The organism is Levilactobacillus suantsaii (genome assembly GCF_014069315.1).
GTDB lineage: Bacteria > Bacillota > Bacilli > Lactobacillales > Lactobacillaceae > Levilactobacillus > Levilactobacillus suantsaii.
Window position 1 is genome coordinate 1,152,039 of record NZ_CP059603.1, and the last position, 19,189, is coordinate 1,171,227.

General features: G+C 52.9%; 20 protein-coding genes. 11 read left to right on the top strand and 9 right to left on the bottom strand.

Translation table 11 applies throughout. From position 1 onward, the window contains the following. Positions 1-60: 60 nt before the first annotated feature. The 4 genes from H3M12_RS05255 to H3M12_RS05270 form a co-directional block, all read right to left on the bottom strand. Positions 61-417, bottom strand: coding sequence for a CrcB family protein (locus H3M12_RS05255; protein WP_129032709.1), 357 nt, complete (start codon positions 415-417; stop codon positions 61-63). Next, positions 414-797, bottom strand: coding sequence for a fluoride efflux transporter FluC (locus H3M12_RS05260; protein ID WP_129032710.1), 384 nt, complete (start codon positions 795-797; stop codon positions 414-416). Before H3M12_RS05260 ends, H3M12_RS05255 begins: the two co-directional genes overlap by 4 nt. 130 nt (positions 798-927) lie before the next feature. Then, positions 928-1,338, bottom strand: a complete 411-nt coding sequence (locus H3M12_RS05265) for a peptide deformylase (protein ID WP_182151017.1) — start codon at positions 1,336-1,338, stop codon at positions 928-930. 52 nt (positions 1,339-1,390) lie between these two features. Beyond that, complete coding sequence (locus H3M12_RS05270) at positions 1,391-2,272, bottom strand: LysR family transcriptional regulator (protein ID WP_129032712.1); 882 nt, start codon at positions 2,270-2,272, stop codon at positions 1,391-1,393. A gap of 116 nt (positions 2,273-2,388) precedes the next feature. On the opposite strand from H3M12_RS05270, the gene H3M12_RS05275 reads away from it, so the two are divergent. The 7 genes from H3M12_RS05275 (at position 2,389) to H3M12_RS05305 (ending at position 8,898) form a co-directional block, all read left to right on the top strand. After that, entirely contained in the window at positions 2,389-3,861 is a 1,473-nt protein-coding gene (locus H3M12_RS05275) for a UbiD family decarboxylase (RefSeq protein WP_182151018.1), read from the top strand. A 19-nt stretch (positions 3,862-3,880) separates the two neighbouring features. Further along, entirely contained in the window at positions 3,881-4,444 is a 564-nt protein-coding gene (locus H3M12_RS05280; RefSeq protein ID WP_129032714.1) for a UbiX family flavin prenyltransferase, read from the top strand. Beyond that, on the top strand, positions 4,444-4,860 hold the full coding sequence (gene lpdD, locus H3M12_RS05285) for a prenylated flavin chaperone LpdD (protein ID WP_129032715.1): 417 nt from the start codon (positions 4,444-4,446) through the stop codon (positions 4,858-4,860). Before H3M12_RS05280 ends, lpdD begins: the two co-directional genes overlap by 1 nt. A gap of 175 nt (positions 4,861-5,035) precedes the next feature. Then, on the top strand, positions 5,036-6,217 hold the full coding sequence (locus H3M12_RS05290) for an MFS transporter (protein ID WP_182151019.1): 1,182 nt from the start codon (positions 5,036-5,038) through the stop codon (positions 6,215-6,217). Between the two features lie 112 nt (positions 6,218-6,329). After that, a complete protein-coding gene (locus H3M12_RS05295; protein ID WP_233449233.1) occupies positions 6,330-7,115 on the top strand; it encodes an aldo/keto reductase in 786 nt (261 codons plus the stop codon). 185 nt (positions 7,116-7,300) lie between these two features. Then, a complete protein-coding gene (locus H3M12_RS05300; RefSeq protein WP_129032718.1) occupies positions 7,301-8,044 on the top strand; it encodes an SDR family oxidoreductase in 744 nt (247 codons plus the stop codon). Between the two features lie 119 nt (positions 8,045-8,163). After that, positions 8,164-8,898 carry an ion transporter gene (locus tag H3M12_RS05305; protein WP_129032719.1) on the top strand — a complete coding sequence of 245 codons (735 nt, stop codon included), beginning with the start codon at positions 8,164-8,166 and terminating at the stop codon, positions 8,896-8,898. Between the two features lie 213 nt (positions 8,899-9,111). Here H3M12_RS05305 and H3M12_RS05310 read toward each other — a convergent pair whose 3' ends face one another. Then, on the bottom strand, positions 9,112-9,954 hold the full coding sequence (locus H3M12_RS05310; RefSeq protein ID WP_225423525.1) for a serine hydrolase: 843 nt from the start codon (positions 9,952-9,954) through the stop codon (positions 9,112-9,114). 519 nt (positions 9,955-10,473) lie between these two features. Between H3M12_RS05310 and H3M12_RS05315 the strand changes: the two genes are divergently transcribed. Further along, entirely contained in the window at positions 10,474-12,345 is a 1,872-nt protein-coding gene (locus H3M12_RS05315) for a bifunctional metallophosphatase/5'-nucleotidase (RefSeq protein WP_182151020.1), read from the top strand. 53 nt (positions 12,346-12,398) lie between these two features. Here H3M12_RS05315 and H3M12_RS05320 read toward each other — a convergent pair whose 3' ends face one another. The 3 genes from H3M12_RS05320 to H3M12_RS05330 are packed head-to-tail and all read right to left on the bottom strand — an operon-like array spanning position 12,399 to position 14,036. Beyond that, positions 12,399-12,935: an NUDIX hydrolase gene (locus H3M12_RS05320; protein ID WP_129032721.1), complete on the bottom strand. Its 537-nt coding sequence runs from the start codon at positions 12,933-12,935 to the stop codon at positions 12,399-12,401. A gap of 12 nt (positions 12,936-12,947) precedes the next feature. Beyond that, entirely contained in the window at positions 12,948-13,586 is a 639-nt protein-coding gene (locus tag H3M12_RS05325) for a YetF domain-containing protein (RefSeq protein ID WP_129032722.1), read from the bottom strand. Between the two features lie 3 nt (positions 13,587-13,589). Next, on the bottom strand, positions 13,590-14,036 hold the full coding sequence (locus tag H3M12_RS05330; RefSeq protein WP_129032723.1) for a DUF3290 domain-containing protein: 447 nt from the start codon (positions 14,034-14,036) through the stop codon (positions 13,590-13,592). 326 nt (positions 14,037-14,362) lie between these two features. Between H3M12_RS05330 and H3M12_RS05335 the strand changes: the two genes are divergently transcribed. Next, positions 14,363-15,700, top strand: coding sequence for a dihydrolipoyl dehydrogenase family protein (locus tag H3M12_RS05335; protein ID WP_182151021.1), 1,338 nt, complete (start codon positions 14,363-14,365; stop codon positions 15,698-15,700). Between the two features lie 248 nt (positions 15,701-15,948). Continuing rightward, positions 15,949-17,127, top strand: a complete 1,179-nt coding sequence (locus H3M12_RS05340) for a cation:proton antiporter (protein WP_129032725.1) — start codon at positions 15,949-15,951, stop codon at positions 17,125-17,127. Positions 17,128-17,200: 73 nt separating this feature from the next. Here the strand turns inward: H3M12_RS05340 and H3M12_RS05345 are convergent, their stop codons facing one another. Next, positions 17,201-18,136, bottom strand: a complete 936-nt coding sequence (locus H3M12_RS05345) for a tyrosine-protein phosphatase (RefSeq protein ID WP_233449228.1) — start codon at positions 18,134-18,136, stop codon at positions 17,201-17,203. 297 nt (positions 18,137-18,433) lie between these two features. Between H3M12_RS05345 and H3M12_RS05350 the strand changes: the two genes are divergently transcribed. Beyond that, a complete protein-coding gene (locus H3M12_RS05350) occupies positions 18,434-19,186 on the top strand; it encodes an alpha/beta hydrolase (protein WP_129032727.1) in 753 nt (250 codons plus the stop codon). Positions 19,187-19,189: the final 3 nt, after the last annotated feature.

The following is a 19,189-nucleotide window of genomic DNA, read 5'->3' on the forward strand; positions in this document are numbered from 1 at the left end:
ACGCACCTCCGACCGAATTGACACTGGTCGGGGGTGCGTTTTTAAGTGGCTGATTTGAAATCAATGGGCCAGCAACCAATACCCGCCGCCAGCGCAAAGTAACCCCAGGCCCACGGACAAGACGAGATAGCCGCTAGCCACCCGGGGAAACCGGTGAAAAAGGCCGGCGAATTCATTAGTGAACGTCGAGAATGTTGAGAAGCCGCCTAAAAATCCACTGGTGGCTTGAAAAGCCAGGGTGCTAGCGGGAAAGGCCGCCGCGGCCAGGCCCAAGAGAAAGGCCGCAATCAAGTTAATGACTAACGTGGGTAAGGGCAAATAAGTATCGTAAAAGAGATAGTTGCCGAGAAAGGTCATGCCGTAGCGGGCTAATGCGCCCCCAGCACCAGCTAGACTAACTAGGAGTAAAGTCATCATTGGTGCCACCCCCTGGTCACGAATTTACGGGCTAGGCGAATACCGAGCGCCGCGGCTAATCCCCCCAACAGAAGGCTGGCACTCAAATAAAGGCTGAACGTCCCCCAGGCGCCTTGTTGCGCCAGGTGTAAAGCGTCGACGATGAAGGTGGAAAATGTCGTGAAACTGCCCACCAGGCCGACACTGAGTCCGGTGATCGTGGCCAGGGAGACTGGCACGACCAGTGGTAAGGCCCCAGTAATCAGGGGTAATAAAAACGAGCCCGCCACGTTGATGGCTAGCACCGTGAGCAGGTGGTGGTTGGCCCCCGCGGGCGTTAAGAGGTATCGAAGGGCACTGCCGATAAACGCGCACCCGAAAATGGCTAAAATCTTTTTCAAAAAATCGCTCCCTGCGCGTTGAAATCGGGCCCGACTGGGGATGGACCGCGGATTCTATTTTAGGGAAGTGGGGACCGTTTGGCAATCAAAAATCGCCCCCGCGCCTAAAAATTAGGTTAGGGGCGACTGGTTAAATGAGAATGCCATTGCAGTGGTCGACTTCGTGTTGGATGATCTGGGCCACGAAGCCGGTAAACTCCTGGTGGTGCGGGATGAATTGTTGGTCTAAATAGTCGACGGTGATGGTCTGGTAACGGGTCGTCGGCCGTTGTCCATCTAGGGACAAGCACTCTTCTTCCGTTTGGAAGGCGTCGCGCTGTTGGCGAATCTGTGGGTTGACCAGTGCGATGGGAAAGGCGCCTACGAGTATGACGATGATGCGTTTGTTTTGGCCGATCATGTTAGCGGCCATGCCCACGCAGTTATCCTGGTGAGCTTTCAAAGTGTCTAACAGGTCGGTGATGACCCCGGCATCAGCGCGAGTGGCCGGGGTGGCCGAAGTTTGCAGTTGTTGTGGGTCGTGAACGATGGGTCTAATCATGGGGAACCTCCGAAATTAAATTTAAGTCTGTTGAGTAGTATACCACGGGTGGTTAGTGGGTGAGTGCTTCAAGTAACCGTGTCACGGCCGGCGCCCGTTGTCCACGCGGAGCCACTAATTGGAGGCGACTGATTTGCGTTGGCAAGAGCGGTCGGGTGACAAAGTCGGCGGATAAAAACGGGGCCGCCGCCTGAGCGTATAGGCAGGTGACCCACTGCGTGTGGGCAATCATCCCCAGTAACGTTTCGATGTGCGGGGTACTGAAACGAATGTTGGGCGTGATGCCGGCGCGCTGAAACAGGGTGTCCAACTGTTCGTACACGCCGGAACCAGGGCTTAAAGTGACCAGGTCGACGTCTTGTAAATCGAGGATGCGCACAGTTTCTTGACGGGCCAATGGGTGCGTGGCGGGTAAGATGACCCGCAAGTCGTCGGTCAACAGGTCTCGACTCTCGAACTGTGAACGGTTGAGTTGGCGGGTCTGCACGTCGAGTAGGATGGCCAGGTCGATTTGGTGGTCTTGCAGTTGGGCCAGTAAGTCAGCACCTTCCAGCTCGTCGAGACGCAGGTTGATCTGCGGGTAGGTCTGCATGAACTGACTGAGTTTAGCGGTGAGACCGTACTGGGCCATGACCGGGACACTACCGATGTGTAAGGTCCCCCGGCGTAGGTCGCGGTAAGCTTGGAGTTCGTCTTGCAACAACCCGTACTGGGTCATCAAGGTCTGGGCGTAGCGAAAAAAGACTTCGCCACTCTCCGTGATGACCAGGCGACGTTTGTTACGAGTGGAAATCAGGGTGCTGTTCAATTCCGTTTGCAGGGCTTGCAGGCGTTTAGAAAGCGCGGATTGGGTGATATTGAGTTCAACGGCGGCGTCCGAGACGCTGCGTAATTGATAAACCACGATGAAACTATGGAGGTCGGTAAAGGTCATAGGGCGGGCTCCTTTCTATTAGTCCTATTAGGAATAACGTTAAGCGTAAGTTGAATTGTTTGCAAGCGTTAACCAGTGTAACCTATGATTTAGATATTAATAAGGAGGTCAATGTGATGACAAATGAACCTTACGATTTACGCCGGGTCTTAGCGGAATTAAAGACGCACCCGGGACAGTACCACGAAACTGATGTGGCAGTCGATCCAGACGCCGAACTCTCCGGTGTCTACCGCTACATTGGGGCTGGCGGAACGGTCCAGCGGCCGACGCAAGAGGGGCCCGCGATGATGTTCAACAACGTCACCGGTTTCCCGGACACCCGCGTATTGATGGGCTTGATGGCGAGCCGCAAGCGTGTTGGCTTGATGTTCCATCACGACTACCAGACCCTGGGTCAATTCTTAAATGACTCGGTCGATCACCCGATTCCACCGGTAGAAGTCTCAGAGGACCAGGCCCCGGCCCACGAGGTCGTGCATAAGGCCACCGACCCGGATTTTGATATTCGGAAATTAGTCGCTGCGCCAACTAACACGCCGGAAGACGCCGGCCCCTACATCACGGTCGGCGTGGTCTTAGGCTCGAACAAGGCTAAGACCATGAGTGATGTCACGATTCACCGGATGGTCTTAGAAGACAAAGATAAGTTGGGCATCTACATCATGCCTGGTGGCCGGCACATCGGGAAGTTTGCCAGCGAATATGAAGCCGCTAACGAACCGATGCCGGTTACTATCAGCATTGGTCTCGACCCGGCTATCACGATTGGGGCCACCTTCGAGCCGCCGACCACGCCACTCGGTTACAACGAACTGGGCGTCGCGGGCACTATTCGCCAAGAAGCCGTTGGGTTAGTCCCGGGCTTGACCGTCGACGAACGGGCGATTGCGCGTTCCGAGTACACGCTGGAAGGCTACATCATGCCCAACGAACGGATTCAAGAAGACATCAACACCCATACCGGTAAGGCCATGCCCGAATTTCCAGGGTACGATGGCGACGCCAACCCGGCCTTACAAGTCATCAAGGTCACGGCGGTCACCCACCGCAAGTCACCGATCATGCAAAGCGTAATCGGGCCATCCGAAGAACACGTCAGCATGGCCGGCATCCCGACCGAAGCCAGCATTTTAGAGCTGACCAACCGGGCGATTCCGGGGAAGGTCTTAAACGTCTACAATCCGCCAGCAGGTGGTGGGAAGCTGATGACCATCATGCAGATTCACAAGGACGACGAAGCCGACGAAGGGATTCAACGGCAAGCGGCGTTACTGGCGTTCTCGGCCTTTAAGGAACTCAAGACCGTGATCTTAGTGGATGAAGACGTCGACATCTTTGATATGAACGACGTGATGTGGACCGTCAACACGCGCTTCCAGGCCGACCAGGACATCATGGTCTTGCCGGGGATGCGTAACCACCCACTAGACCCTTCTGAACGGCCAGGGTACGACCCGAAGTCGATTCGGGTCCGGGGCATGTCGTCGAAATTGATCATAGATGGCACCGTGCCGTTTGACATGAAAGACCAGTTCGAACGGGCCCACTTCAAGGAAGTCCCTGACTGGAAAAAGTATTTAGACTAATGAAGGAGGTCCACCGTTGATGAAGAAGATTATTGTGGGGGTCACGGGTGCCTCCGGGACGATTTATGCCGTCGATTTATTGCGGCGACTGCAAGCCATCCCGGACGTGGAGACGCACCTGGTGATGAGTCCCTGGGCCACCAAGAACCTTTCCTTAGAAAAGGACTACACGCTAGCTGAAGTCCAAGATTTGGCCGACGTGACCTATAGTGACCGCGACCAGGGCGCCCGTATCGCCAGTGGATCGTTTCTGAACGCAGGAATGGTCATCGTCCCGGCCAGCATGAAGACGGTCGCTAGCGTGGCCTATGGTTTCGGCGACAACCTGATTAGTCGGGCGGCTGACGTCACCATCAAGGAACGTCGTAACCTGGTCATCGTGCCCCGCGAAACGCCCCTCAGTGTGATTCACCTGGAAAACTTAACCAAGTTAGCTAAGCTGGGTGCCCAGATTATCCCACCGATTCCCGCCTTTTATCATCGGCCGCAGACCATTCAAGATTTAGTCGATCACCAGACCATGAAGATTCTGGACGCCTTCGGGATTCAAAACGAGACGGACCGGCGTTGGGAGGGAGACTAATGCCACGATTTCAAGTTACTCAGACTGGGTATACGATTCAGGATGACTTGCAGGTGGTGGGGCGCGACCTCTTGATCGTCGTCACCGGCGGGACCACGCCGCATATCGGTGACGTGACCACGTTAACGGCGACCACACCACTGCAGACCGTGAAGTTTCCTAGCCACGACGGTCGGTTTCACAAGGACAACTTTGTGAGCGAACGTATCGCGCGGGTCATCCAACCGGTGCTTGAGGGCACCTGTACGATTACCGCGGGGATTCACGTCGACCAGATCACCCAAGCCCAAATCGCGGCCAGTGCGCCGATGGGCGATGAGTTGGGCCGCCAGATTGCCGCCTGGCTTAAAGATCACCCGGCAACGGCGCCGAAACCGCAGTATTATCGTGATGACCAGACACCACCACGCAATTAAAGATTAAGCACACAAACGAACGCCGCGGGGCCAGTCCCCGCGGTGTTTTTAGCTGTTTGGGTCGAGAAGAGCGGGGTTCCTATTTTGATAGAAAACCGGTAGAGTGGAGACAGGAGCCGTCGCAGCCCGGAAAAGATGGGCGTGCGACGAGACTAGAGTTAGAGGAGAGTTGACTGTGAGTAAGTATCAAGTTCAGGCCGCGGCTTTCGTGCTGGTCTCGTTTATGCTGGGCTGTAACGAATTTATCGTAGTGGGGATTATTTCCGACATTGCCCAGTCGTTGCGGGTCAGTGTCGCGACGGTGGGATATCTGGTGACGGTCTTTGCCATCGTCTATGCAGTCAGCACGCCGTTGGTGACGGTGCTGACCAACCGGTTCAACCGGTACCATACTTTTATGGTCTTAATGGTCATCTTTTTACTGGGCAATACGCTGACCGGGTTTGCGACGACTTTTCCCATGATGGTGGCCGCGCGGATGATTACCGCGGTGGTCGCTGGAACCATCGAGTCGCTCAGTATTGCCATCTGTAGCGTTATTGCGCCGCGTAACAAACGCGCCATCTTGATTTCCTGGTTGGCCGCCGGTTTTAGTATCGCCTCGGTCATCGGGGTGCCAATCGGGACGGCCATCAGTACCCACTGGGGCTGGCAGGACGCCTTTCACGTGATTTCCGTCTTGAGCCTGGTCGTTTGTGTGATTTTAGGGCTTCTGGTACCGCGTGACCTGCCGCAATCTGCCAGTGGCATCAAGTCCCAACTGATTTTGTTGACCGACCGGCGCATCTATTTGGGCGCCGCGTTGATTCTGTTTACGGCCGCGGCATCGTACGCTTACTACACCTATGTGCGCCCCCTGATTACCGATACGCTGGGCTTTATCACCACCAGTCTCAACTGGTTACTGATGGTTATCGGAATCGTCAGCATTATCAGTAACCGGTTATCGGGGACCTTGGCCGAACATCACGGACTCCGCCAGTTGCCGAAATTTTACGTGCTTGATATCATACTGTTGCTCTTATTCCCGTTAGCAATGCAATCGGCGTGGCTCGGCTATGGGTTGTTGCTGATTTTGACGTTAGTCGTTTTGATTGGGGGCTCGCCGATTCAGGTCCACTTCCTCGACGTGGCCGAAGACAGCTATCCGCAAGCGGTGGCCTTAGCTTCTGCGTTGAACGCCATCTTCTTTAATATCGGAATTTCCCTGGGGTCGGCGACGGCTTCGGGTGTCCTACAGGCGGCTGGGTTGACCAGTTTAGGCTGGGGCGCCGCAGTGTTTGCGGCTATCTCGTTGGGGCTGGCCGTGTTGCTCAATCGGGCCAACGGGCAGTCGCAAGGGGTGACGGCTAAATAATTCACAATTGAGCTGGGTTGCGGTAAGCTAAAAGCATTGATGAAGAAAGGATGAGTCGATGCAAGTACCAGAACTAACCTTAAATGATGGCTACCAGATGCCAGCCGTGTGACTGGGCACTTACCAGGTCCGTGGGGGCCAAGGCGTTAACCAGATTCTCGCCGCCATTCGCGACGGGTACCGCAGTTTAGATACCGCCACGAATTACGATAATGAAGGGGCCGTGGGTGAAGCGATTCGCCGCTCAGGTCTGCCCCGTTCGGCATTTTTCGTGACGTCTAAGTTACCTGGCAAGTACCACCAGTATGATGACGCGACCATCTCGATTCAAGAATCCTTGTACCGGATGGGTCTCGACTATTTCGACCTGTTTTTGATTCACTGGCCACTGCCGAAGCGTGACCATTACGTGGAAGCTTGGCGCGCCATGATTGACGCTCAAAAGCGGGGCTTGATTCGATCGATTGGGGTCTCCAACTTCGAACCGGAACACTTGGACCGGATCATCAAGGAGACCGGCGTGACGCCGGCCGTCAACCAAATTGAAGTGCACCCGTACTGGGTCCAAGAACGGATGCGCAAGGCCGATTTGGAACGGGGCATCGTGACGGAAGCTTGGAGTCCACTTGGCCGGGGCAGTGCTGCGTTGCAAGAACCAATGATTAAGCAATTGGCCGAGAAATACCAGAAGAACGTGGGCCAAATCATCTTGCGTTGGCACACCCAACGGGGTATCGTGCCAATCCCGAAGGCCCAACACCTCCAACACCAACGGGCGAACATCGATATCTTCGACTTTAGCCTGACCAAAGACGAAATCGAAGCCATCAACGCCTTGAGTAAACCGGATGGTCGGGTTGACGGGCAAGATCCTAACGTTTACGAAGAATTTGAATAAGTAATGAGCAAGTGACCGGACCTGGTGCCGGTCACTTTTTTGTAGAGAAAATAAATAAGCCTCCGTAAGACTAGTAACCGTAACGATATGTTCGGGGTGAACTCTTTTCTGTGGTTGCTTAATTTTAGTAAGTGTCGTAAACTCATGTGTGATACTAATCACAAAAAAGAAGGAAGTTGATCGTTATGACGGATCGTTTACAGGACAAAGTGGCAATTATTACTGGCGGCGTCGCCGGTATTGGTTTGGGTATCGCGGAATGCTACGTGCGTGAAGGTGCCAAGGTCGTCTTGACTGCCAACCATAACGTGGACGGTGGTAAGGCCGCCGTGGCTAAGTTTGGTGATGACGTCAGTCTGTTCATCCAACAGGATGTCGCCGTTGAAGCCGATTGGCAACGGGTCATCAAAGAGACCCTGGACAAATTTGGTCGGCTTGATATCGTGGTCAATAACGCGGGGATTGCGCCGGAAGTTAAGCCCGTCGACCAGGAAAGCTATGCGGACTGGAAAAAGGTCATCAACGTTAATTTAAACGGCAACTTCCTGGGTGTGAAGTATGGAATGCAGACCATGAAGGGCAAGGGCGGTTCCATCATCAACGTGTCCTCCATCGAAGGTTTTGTCGGCACGGTCAACGCCGCACCCTACAATGCCAGCAAGGGTGGTACTCGGTTATTGACCAAGGCTGCAGCCCTAGATTCGGCTGCTAATCAATACAATGTCCGGGTCAACTCGGTGCACCCGGGCTTTATCCAAACGCCAATCTTGACCCCAGAAGTTGTGGATGTGGCAACGAAGTTAACGCCAGTTGGTCACATTGGTCAACCGAAGGATATCGGTGAAATCTGTGTCTACTTGGGGTCTGACGAATCCTCATTTGCGACCGGCTCCGAGTTTGTCGTTGACGGCGGCTTCATCGCCCAATAAGTTTCGAATGAATCAGTTTTGACGGTCAGCGAAATTGCTAAGCCGCTTAGTTGGCCTTCCTTGTAGAACCTGTCATACTAAACGTAACGTTGGGGCGTTATGGTGATGGGGGCGAAGAAATGCGGACGTGGCGACGGGTTTATCAAATTAGTGTCATCAGCTTAGCGGTGGTGTCGATTGCGCTCGTCTTGCTCGACTTAGTCAACGTGGTCGACCTCTCGAAGGGCGTCTGGTCCTGGGTGGACGATGCCATTTTGGGCTTCTTTACGGTCGATTACGTAGTGCGATTCTGGCAAGCGCCCAACAAGAAGGCCTTCTTCAAGACCAATTTTTTCGACCTGCTGGCGATTATTCCGTTCAGCTCGTTGTTCAACTTCTTCCGGTTGGCCCGGTTGATGCGGTTGTTAAAGCTGGTCCAACTGTTTCAGTTGATTCGATTAGTCGGGTTCATCAATAAGTTGCGCCGCCATTTGCGGCAGTTCTTTCGGACCAATGGGTTCGGCTACTTGGTCTGGGCTAGCCTGATCATTTTGATTTTAGCGTCCTCGTTGTACGCTTACGCCGAGCGCGTCTCGTGGGGGGAAGCCTTTTGGTGGGCGATTACCACCACTACGACCGTCGGCTATGGCGACGTGGCGCCCCACACTGTTGCGGGAAAATGGGCGGCCACGGTCTTGATGATTGTGGGCATCGGGTTCATCGGGGCGTTGACCAGTACCATCACGACTTACTTTGCCCAACGCCACGGGACCTCGGATACTCAACGGCTCTTACAGGAACTGGCGCAAATCAAGCAACAAAATAAGGAACTTCAACGTCAAATTGCGGCGCTTGTTAAGCAGCAACGGCCGTAAAACTCAAACTAAATAAAATGCTCGATCGTCAAAGATTGTCTTTGAGGGTCGAGCATTTTTTGTTGATCAGTGTGGGGCTGGCGTATCCAGGGTCTTGACCCAATGGGGGTCGTAGACCAATCGCTGGATGTGCGTGGTAATTTTGGCGATGCGAGGAAAACCGCTGAAGCCGGTTTGACCGTGGCCGTGGGTGAGAATCACCAGGATATAGCGTTAACCGTTAGGGAGGGTGACGATACCGGCATCGTTGTTGGTATCGGCGAACCACCCGACCTTATCGGCCACGGTGGTGCCTCGTTGGGCCGTCTGTGCGCCGGCCGGGATTCCAGTCCGGTAGTCTTGGTGGCGCATCAGCTTGAGTAACCATTGCTGGTCGGCCGCGTGGTCAAACGGTGCCCGTTGGGTGGCAAGCTGGCGGAGGACCAAAGTCAGACTGGCAGCCGTCGTCTGGGCTGCTTCACCGGAAATGAAGACCGGTGTGGTCCAGTGCTCACTATGGATAAATTGGTTGAGCGCGGATAGTCCGCTTTGGGCGAGGGTGGCCTCTGAAAAATCGTTGGCACTATGGAGAATCATGTTTTCGAAGCCAGCCTGGTCGGTGGGGGTCCAGGCCGTGTGGGTCTGGCGGTGGACTGTGAAGAGGTAGGCGGCAATGTAGAGTTTATAGGTGCTGGCGGAAACTTCGGCTGTATGGGCGTGGGCACTAACGGCGAGTTGACCGGGTTGGTAGAAAGTCTTGGTGAGGTGGTCCTTAGCCGCCGCAGATTTGGGCAACGCGCCCAAATTATAGAAGCTGATGCTAGTGGTGCCATCGGCGGTCTGCTGGTGTAAGTACCGCTTGAGCTCAGCCTTGACTTGGCGTTGTTGGTGGCGAATCTGAGTGGTCGTCACGGGCGCTGGGGTCGCCGGTGACGTCACCTTTTGGGCTGAGACGGCGCGGTGAGTGTGAACACTCCAGATACCACCTAAGCAGATGAGCAAACAGCCGGTGAGTATGAGCAAACGGCGATAGCGCTTCCATAAAGGCGATACCGGTTTGAGATGTTTTGGTTGCATACGCGAATCCCCTTAATAAATAATGGCAATGATGTTTTATGAATATAATTATACGCCCAATTACAACGGTGCGGCTGATAAATTAATTAAGGGGAAAATTATTAAACTTAGGAATGTCATTCTGGGGGCTAATCAGCGCCGCAAACCGACTTGAGCAAAAAAATTAAATCTAGTTAATGCGAACGGTGATTGGAAATATAAGGGCTGAGTCATTTAAACGCTGGCGTGAGGCGGGGAAGATTATGGGACTATTTTAAAAATAGTTTTACATTCTAGTGTGGTAAAGGTGGGACGCCAATGGGAACCGTGGTGGAGTGGTCAGAACGTAATTTAACGTGACCTTCACGTGATGTACTAGCGACTAAAACGGCCGAGTTCCGAACAATAAACAGACTTGTTACACCGGTTATTTGGTTACTGGTCGACTAGCTTAGTCTCAAAAGCGTAGGTGATTTCGGCTAGGCTTGGTAAGCTAAGACCGTAACATCATATAAGAGAGTCTAGGGAGGAATTGAGAGAATGAAGTCTACACCGAACGGGTTACGTAAGCTGGTCGTCAGCTTAATGATTCCCATGATGGTCACCAGTGGGGTTGCCACCTTGCCAGAGTTAGCTTTGGCCAAGGCAGGGACGGGATCCACTGAGGTCGATAATTATCGCACGCCATTGAAACAACCGGAGTACCAACACCGCACCAAGCAAGATAAGCGGGATATCCCGGTTCAAGTGTTGGGCATCAATGATTTGCACGGGGGCCTGAGCACGACCGGGACGGCATACATTGGCTCCCATCAGTACCAGAATACGGGGACCGTGGGTCGATTAGCGGCATACTTAGACCAGGCGCAGAACCAATTCAAACGGGTGCACCACTCCAAGAACACTTTTCGGGTCGAAGCCGGGGACATGGTGGGAGCTGCGCCAGCAGATTCCTCCTTATTGGCTCATGAATCCACCATGCACGCGTTACGAGGGATGAAATTCCAAATTGGAACTCTGGGGAACCACGAATTTGACCGCGGTCTGCCCGAGTTCAACCGGATCCTCCACGGGAAAAAGGCGGGGGCCGGCGCGGATGCCCTGGTGCAACACTACCCGAATGAACCCACGAACATGAAGATTGTGGTGGCTAACGTGGTTAAGAAGTCCACGAATAAGGCCCCTTATGGCTACAAGCCTTACCTTATTCGCAAGGTAAAAGCCCACGGCAAAACGGCGAAGATTGGCTTTATTGGCCTCGAACTGGGGAGTCTCAGTGACATTACCCCGGCTAAGAACGTGAAGGACTACAAGATTTTGGACGAAGCCGAATCGATTGCCAAGTATGACCGGATCTTAAATAAGAAGGGCGTTAAGGCGGTCGTCGTCATGGCCCACACCGCGGTCCAAACGCGCTTTGGTGAGACGGCGGGTCCAACCGTGGATATCTTACACAAGTTGAATAAGCTCGACCCGAAGAATAACGTTGGTCTCTACGTGGCGGCGCACTCGCACCAATACGCGAACGGCATGGTAGGCAAGACCCGGGTCGTCCAAGCGCTGTCCTCTGGTAAAGCGTATGATGATGCGCAAGGCTACGTCAGCCCTAAAACGGGCAAATTCGTGGGCTTGAAAGCGCACGTCTACCCAGTGCTTTCCGCTAAGGACGATGCCAAAGTGAAGACCAACGCTAAGGTTGCCGCGATTGCCAAGGATGCGGACAAGCGGGTCGGTCCCAAGGTCAACGTGGTTATCGGGAAGACAGCGGGTGGCCAGTCGATCACCAAGAGCACGACGAAATCTTTGGAAAACGCCATTGGTGAAACCGTGGTCGACGGGCAACTGTACGAAGCCAACAAGCCCGGTGGTCTCAAGGCTGACTTTGCGATGACCAATAATGGTGGGGTCCGGTCGGATTTGATTCCTAACGCGCAGGGTCAAATCACCTGGGGCGCCGCGATGGCCGTTCAACCCTTTGGGGATGTCCTTCAAGTCGTCGAGATGACGGGACAACAGATTCAAGATGCGTTGAACCAACAGTATTACAATCCGGCCTTCTTCATGCAGGTGGCGGGTCTCAAATGCACCTACACTAATACGCCTGGTGGCAAGCAACACGCTAAGGTGCTGAAGATGACCAAGACGGACGGCACGCCAATTGACTTGGCAACTAAATACCGGGTCGTCATCAGCGATTACATCCACACGGGTGGGGATCGGTTCTACGCCTTCAAGAACACGCCAACCTTGGGATCGTTGGGGACGGATAGCGATGTCTTTGTTCAGTACATTAAGGACATGGCCACGGCTAACCAGCCATTGACGGCGCCTAAGCCTGACCGTAAGATCTACCAAGCAACCGGCACGACCTTGACGTTGCCAACGTCAGCGGCACCTGTCGCGGTTAAATAACGAGCTTAAAATGGTGACTAAAAATGACTCTGGAAAATTTCCAGAGCCATTTTTTAGACAACTGTTGTCGTAGGGCGCAGGCGGTGCAGGTGGGTCCAAGCTTGATGGAGTTCTAAGCGGTAAGAATTAAAGCCGGGTTGCTGCAGTTGCGTGACGGCCTGAGGCACGTCAAAGTACGCCACCCGTTGGAGTTCTGCTTTTTGGAGGGTAAAGTCGGTAACTTGATGGGTCGTTTTGAGCGCAAACCAAGCATCAATCCAGTGACTATGGGGAACGATGCGGTAGTTGGCCGATGGCGTTAGCCGATAGTGAACGCCCAATTCCTCAGCTAGTTCACGCTGCATGGCCTGCTCAATCGTTTCGCCGGTCCGAACCGACCCACCTGCATTGGTATCCCAGTAACCAGGAAAATAGAGCTTGTTGGGGGACCGTTGTTGGAGCAGGACTTGCCCTGCAGGATTGAAGAGAAAGGCGTTGACCACTAGATGATAGCGCCCCGGCTTCACGGGACTGGCGCGGCGTTGATGGCCGACCAGTTGGAGTTGATAGTTATACAGGTCCCAAATTTCATTGAGTTGGTCGGCGGGCATGTGAAGACCTCCTTAGTCGCGGTCGTAACGGGTGATTTTTAAGACATTATTTTCGAATTTGGCCATGTACACGTCACGAATATTGGTGACGCCCTGTTCCTTCAATTGGGCTAATAACCAGTCCTCATCGTGAGACATTAATTCCAAGACGTCCTGGTCGATTTGACCATCGATGATGATGGGGTAGCGAATCGAGCCTTCTCCCTGACGCAAGATGGTGATGCCCCCGTTTTGTTCCACGATGGCGCGCTTGACATCGGTCACGTCGTAGACCCCAGCTGTCCGGAGTTTGAAGTCAATCTCTTTGGCGGAGAGGTTGGCTTTGAGACAATTGTGCACCAATAGCTTCCCGTTACGCACGATGGTGATGGGACCGCCGTCGATGAATTTTCCGATGGCCCGAATGTGAATCTTCAAGTAGCGCATGACTAGAATCAGGAGTGACCAAACCAGCAGGACGATGACAAACTGAATCAGGGTGATGGAGGAGTTATAGATGACGCCCCCGATAATGCCACCTAAAACGTAGTTCTGAACCTGGTCAATGGCCGAAGTCGGCGCGAGGTTACCTTTCCCGGTAAAGTTGATCAGTAAGGTCATAAAAATGAAACCAACGATAAGTTTTAACGCAACGTCTGAATAAGCAAACATAGGCTACTCCTTTGTAATCGTAATCTTAGGGTCGTGCAACGTGAGTTTTTCCAGGACGAACTCGGAACCGTCCGAGTTATAGTCGGTGCGGTAATATCCCTTAGGGGTCTTGAACAGCAAGTTATCCGTGGAAGATGTTTCGTTCACGTAAATCTTCTGGGGTTTGACGTCGAGTCGCTTGGCCACTTCCTTCACGGTCGAGGTGATGGCGCTAGTTTGTTCACTACTGGAGTGCATGTTCGCCAGGTCATTGATCTGAAAGCCAATGAAGAGCAAGATAATGGCCCCGGTGATGACGGTGAGATCCTTATATTTAACGTTCCACCGGTGCTGTAGATAGTAGGCCAGAAAGCCGATGAAGACGACAATCAATACCGCGATTAAGATAAACCGAAGATATTGCCAGCCTTGGTTTTGGTCCTTGAGGTAGTCATAAGTGTAAAAAGTCATGCAGACCTTCCTTTCTCTAATAAAATTGGCAGGGGGATGGCATAACGGTCAGATCGAACCAACAGCAAACTGACCTGAGTAAAAGGGCCCCAGAGGTGGTCATTGGTTGAAAAATAGTGAGCAAAAGGGCCCCTGAATGGTAGCGGTTTATGACCATTGATAGTGAAAATGAGTCGGATGGTTATCTACAGCCTACTGTACACCATTCAGCCCCGAAACTGGGATTAGATGGCTTAGCAATTTGTAGTGTGAGTCAAATCCTTAGCAATCGCTTTCAAGCGTGTTAGAATCAAAGGTGGACTTACTTTGGAAAGGGTGATAGGGTCATGCAACAGTTTGATACGGTAATCCTCGGGGGTGGCCCGGGTGGCTTAGCAGTGGCTTACGGGTTACATGCACAAGGACAACGTGTCGCCGTAGTGGAGAAGGATCTTTGGGGTGGCACCTGCCCGAACCGCGGGTGTGATCCCAAGAAGATTTTGATGGCCGCCGTGGAAGCGCAAGCGCGGAGTGCAACGCTACAAAGTCACGGCTTGAATGGGGTTCCCCAGTTAGATTGGCCGGCTTTGATGGCGAAAAAGCGGGCCTATACGAGTATAATTCCTGGCGGGACTGAATCAGGGCTGAAGTCTGCGGAAATTGCCCATTTTCACGCTGCAGCCCGGTTCAATGCCGATGGGAGTGTGCAAGCTGGCAAGGACCAACTGAAAGCGACCAACGTGGTGATTGCGACAGGGCAAGCACCGCGGTTACCACACATTGCGGGGCAGGAGTGGCTCCGGACCAGCAACGACTTCTTGGACTTGGACCATCTGCCCGATGACGTGACCTTCATGGGGGCCGGTTACGTTGGCGTTGAGCTGGCTACCATTGCGAACGCCGCGGGGCGACAGGTCCACTTAGTCCACCATAGCGACCGGCCGTTACGGGCGTTTGACGCTGACTTGGTTCAAGACCTGATGTCCCGGTTAAAGGCGGCCGGTATCGACGTGCAGTTGATGACCGACATCGTTAAGGTAGAACCGGATGGTGATGAGTACCGGGTCACGACCAAGAGTGGTGCCAGTTGGACGACCGGCATGGTCTTTGCCTCGGCGGGACGCTTACCCGTCATCGCCGACTTAGGCTTAGATCAGGTCAACGTGGCGACAACGACCCATGGCATCACCGTCAACGACCATTTACAGACGACGAATCCCCATATCTTTGCGATTGGGGATGTGGTCGATCGGCCACAACCGAAGTTGACGCCCGTGGCAGGATACGAAGGCCGCTACGTGGTCACGGCTTTGACGGCGACCGATGCGGTCGACCCGATTCATTACCCGGCGATTCCATCGGTGGTTTACGGTAAGAGCCAATTAGCCCAAATTGGCGTGACACCGGAACAGGCCCAACGTGACTCGCAGACCTATCGAGTCAATGACTTGGACCTGACCCATTGGTTTAGCTATCAACGGATTGAAGATCCCAAAGCCCGCATCAAAGTAGTCATTGAACGGGCCAGTGGACGCATTGTGGGCGCGGCTGTCTTGAGTATGGAGGCGGAACAGGTCATTAATTACCTGGCGTTCGTCATCCAACAGAAGCTCGACTCAGTGGCTATCAACCAGAGTATTCTGGCGTACCCAACGTTAGCGTCTGATCTGACCTACTTCAATTAGATTGGTCCCACTTTAGCGGTACAGTGGTGACTAGTCTCACAATCAAAATGTTTCCCGGCGGTCCTTCCAGCCTAGAAAAGAGTCGGCGGCGAAACTCATAATTTGATGATTAAAAGAGTTTAGGCAACCCACCTAAACTCTTTTTTATGGCTTGAAGGGCGGGAATTCTTCACGGGACCCCACTTTTGTCGCGGCTGAAAATAGCGTATCATGGGGATTAATTACGATAAAGTAAGGAAGGTGGGTTCGTGGCATTTTTAGGAACCTTGTGTTTGATCTTGGTGTTAACGACGCTAGCCGGTAATTTTGGGAACCGCCTCGGGGTTCCCGCGGTCATTGGTGAATTACTGGTTGGAATCGTGATTGGGCCAGCGATGTTGAACTGGGTCCAATTGAATGGCTTGGTGTCGTTATTTGCCGACATCGGGGTCGTCGTGTTGATGTTTTTGGGCGGCCTGGAAAGCGATTTGAAATTATTAATGAAGTATCTGCGGCCAGCCATCGTTGTGGCGACGTCCGGGGTCATCTTTCCGGTGGCCGTTATGGGCGCCGTCTCCTGGTGGTGGGGATTCACCGCGTTAGAATCCCTGTTTATCGGGGTCATCTTTTCGGCAACTTCGGTCTCGATTTCCGTGGCCGTGTTAAAAGAATACCACGCGCTCGGCACACGGGAAGGCGCCACTATCCTGGGCGCCGCCGTCGCCGACGACATCATCGGGGTGATTCTGCTATCGTTAATGATTAGCTTACTGGCCAGTCAGGGAATCCATGCGGCGGGGAGTCAACCCGCACTCGGACTGGTTCTGCTGGAACAGGTGGCCTTCTTCGGGGGCACTTATCTGCTGGTCAAATGGATTGCGCCATACTTGATGCATTTGAGTGAACGACTAGTGGTCGCGTCGAGTGTGACTATCATGTCCATGGTGATTTGTCTGGGGATGGCCTGGTTGGCCGATATTGTCGGGTTAAGCGGTGCGATTGGCGCCTTCTTCGCGGGAATCGCCGTGTCGAATACGCCGTACCGGAGTACCTTAGCGGATCACGTCGAACCGTTGGGCAACGCCGTCTTCATTCCGGTCTTCTTCGTGAGTGTGGGGCTAAACATGACCCTGGCGCACTTAGGGGGGAACGTGACCCTGATCGTCGTATTGACGATTCTGGCTTGCTTAACCAAACTTCTGGGTTGTGGCCTAGGGGCGCGGGTCAGTGGTTTCTCCTGGACTAGTGGTACCGTGATTGGCACGGGGATGATTGCCCGGGGTGAAATGGGATTGATTACCGCACAAATCGGGCACCAAGCGGGGCTGATGAGCAACACCAGCTATTCCGCGATGATTTTAGTCATCATTCTGGCAACGGTCTTAGCACCGTTGTTCTTGAAGCCGGCATTACGCCGCATGGCGGCCACCCCGGCATCAACCGATTAAACCAAACTAAAAATGGTCCCCGGAAACTATCTGGTTTCCGGGGACCATTTTGATTCAGTCAAGCCAACACGACTTACTTAGTCTTCGCTGAGGTTAAGTAGTTGTGTTGCAGTTGCTTCAATTGGGCATTGGATAAGCCTAAGCCCTTGTGCAGGAATTTCTTCATGCTGCCATACTTGTGGTTGATAGCTTTGTACATTGCGTTGAGGTAAGCCATCCGGACACCGTTTTGAGCTTTGAAGTTAGAAACAACGGTTGGGGTTAAGGTCTTGCCTTGCGCCTTCCAACTGGCTTCTTGATGCTTCAAATTTTCTTTGTTAGTTTGAACCAAGTATTGGTTGGACTTCAGGTAATCTTTAGCAATCATTTTCTTGTCAAAGTTTAAAGCAGAGAGCACGAAAACGGTCCCCATACCAGCCCGGTCCTTACCAGCAGAGCAGTGCCACAGCACAGCTTTGTTCTTAGGGTTCTTCAGGAGTTCGTGGAAGAGAGTCTTATAGGCCTTGCGTCCTTGAGCCGATGTGATGGCTAGTCGATAGGATTTTTCCATCATCTTGACACCGGCGTTCTTCTTAGAAAAATCTGGGAAGGCGCCGAAGGACTTGTAGACAGGATCCTTAATTAATTTGACGCCTTTCATTTTGACGTCGGGGCTCTGCTTTTGTTCCTTGATAGTCCGTAAATCAATATCAGTGGCAACGTGGTAAGTCTTGACCAGTTTCTTTTGGTCGGCTTTAGTTAAATGCGATAAACTGTTGGAGCGAATCAAACGGTGAACCTTAATCTTCTGGCCGTCCTTGTTGATGTAACCACCTAAGTCGCGGGCGTTGGAAGCGCCTTGAAGTTTGATGTGTTTGGAAGCCGATTTAGCGACTTTCGCCTTGACGGTCTTAATCTTGGCGCCCTTAGCCTTTTTCGCCTTCTTGGCCTTGACCGTTTGACTGGTCTTAGCGTGAGTGGCGGCTTCCACGTTCATTAAGGGTTGTTGCCAACCTAAAGTGGTCGCCAAAAGCAACGCAGAGACTAAGGTGCTGACACGTCATGAATAACTCCTCCTCTTCTTATGGTACAGTGCTAGGATACCAACGGTGTGTAACGAAACCGTGTTAGTCGTGTAAAGATAGCGGGCAAGTTGGCTAATTTGCCACAATGATATTAATAGGGACCATCTTTTCGGGATTAGGAGCAAGTTAATCAGCAGCTTAGCAAGTATATCAGCCACGCTATAAGTCCAAATAAGTGGCGGCCAGCTGGGGGTTAGTCTTAAAATAATCACCGATAACAATTTACTTTAGGAGGTTACGAGATGGACGTGCAGATTTTACGCGACCAGTTGACGTTACGCGGGACACTGAAAAAACCGGACAGGGCATCGTTTGATTTAGTGGTGTTGATGCATGGGTTCACGGCTAACCGGGGCATCGCGCCCGACCAATTGCTGTATCAGCTGGCGGAACGGTTTGAAGCGAAGGACCTGGCCACCTTGCGGTTTGATTTTAACGGCCACGGCACTAGTGATGGTCAATTCAAGGACATGACGGTCTTAAACGAAATCAGTGATGGCAAGGCCATTTTGGATTACGCTCGCCAGCTAAAGGGCGTGCGCCGGATTTACTTGTTAGGCCACTCGCAGGGCGGGGTGGTCGCCAGCATGTTGGCCGGGTACTACCACGAAAAAATCGACAAACTTGTGTTGATGGCCCCCGCGGCAACGTTGAAGGACGATGCCTTAAAGGGAGACACCCAGGGCTTTACCTATGATCCGCAGAATATCCCCGACGAACTACCGATTAAAAAGGGGTTAACGTTGGGCGGCTTTTACTTACGCACTGCTCAAACTTTGCCCATCTACGAGGTGGCACAGCAATACCAAGGTCCAGTTTGTCTGATTCACGGGTTGGCCGACCGAGTCGTCGACCACGTGGCGTCGACTCGTTACGACGAAGTCTATCAACATGATGAATTGAACCTGTTGCCCCACGCCGACCATAAGTTTACGATGGGCGATTCGCGGCAAAAGGCATTAGACATTGCAACGCGGTTTTTGCTGAGTGATTAAGGT

What these genes read in the sequence shown, in the direction of transcription:
- lpdD (WP_129032715.1), top strand. Translation starts at nt 4,444, where the DNA reads ATGCCACGATTTCAAGTTACTCAGACTGGGTATACGATTCAGGATGAC.
- H3M12_RS05320 (WP_129032721.1), bottom strand. Translation starts at nt 12,935, where the DNA reads ATGCCCGCCGACCAACTCAATGAAATTTGGGACCTGTATAACTATCAA.
- H3M12_RS05265 (WP_182151017.1), bottom strand. Translation starts at nt 1,338, where the DNA reads ATGATTAGACCCATCGTTCACGACCCACAACAACTGCAAACTTCGGCC.
- H3M12_RS05350 (WP_129032727.1), top strand. Translation starts at nt 18,434, where the DNA reads ATGGACGTGCAGATTTTACGCGACCAGTTGACGTTACGCGGGACACTG.
- H3M12_RS05335 (WP_182151021.1), top strand. Translation starts at nt 14,363, where the DNA reads ATGCAACAGTTTGATACGGTAATCCTCGGGGGTGGCCCGGGTGGCTTA.
- H3M12_RS05255 (WP_129032709.1), bottom strand. Translation starts at nt 417, where the DNA reads ATGATGACTTTACTCCTAGTTAGTCTAGCTGGTGCTGGGGGCGCATTA.
- H3M12_RS05330 (WP_129032723.1), bottom strand. Translation starts at nt 14,036, where the DNA reads ATGACTTTTTACACTTATGACTACCTCAAGGACCAAAACCAAGGCTGG.
- H3M12_RS05325 (WP_129032722.1), bottom strand. Translation starts at nt 13,586, where the DNA reads ATGTTTGCTTATTCAGACGTTGCGTTAAAACTTATCGTTGGTTTCATT.
- H3M12_RS05270 (WP_129032712.1), bottom strand. Translation starts at nt 2,272, where the DNA reads ATGACCTTTACCGACCTCCATAGTTTCATCGTGGTTTATCAATTACGC.
- H3M12_RS05310 (WP_225423525.1), bottom strand. Translation starts at nt 9,954, where the DNA reads ATGCAACCAAAACATCTCAAACCGGTATCGCCTTTATGGAAGCGCTAT.
- H3M12_RS05275 (WP_182151018.1), top strand. Translation starts at nt 2,389, where the DNA reads ATGACAAATGAACCTTACGATTTACGCCGGGTCTTAGCGGAATTAAAG.
- H3M12_RS05315 (WP_182151020.1), top strand. Translation starts at nt 10,474, where the DNA reads ATGAAGTCTACACCGAACGGGTTACGTAAGCTGGTCGTCAGCTTAATG.
- H3M12_RS05280 (WP_129032714.1), top strand. Translation starts at nt 3,881, where the DNA reads ATGAAGAAGATTATTGTGGGGGTCACGGGTGCCTCCGGGACGATTTAT.
- H3M12_RS05305 (WP_129032719.1), top strand. Translation starts at nt 8,164, where the DNA reads ATGCGGACGTGGCGACGGGTTTATCAAATTAGTGTCATCAGCTTAGCG.
- H3M12_RS05300 (WP_129032718.1), top strand. Translation starts at nt 7,301, where the DNA reads ATGACGGATCGTTTACAGGACAAAGTGGCAATTATTACTGGCGGCGTC.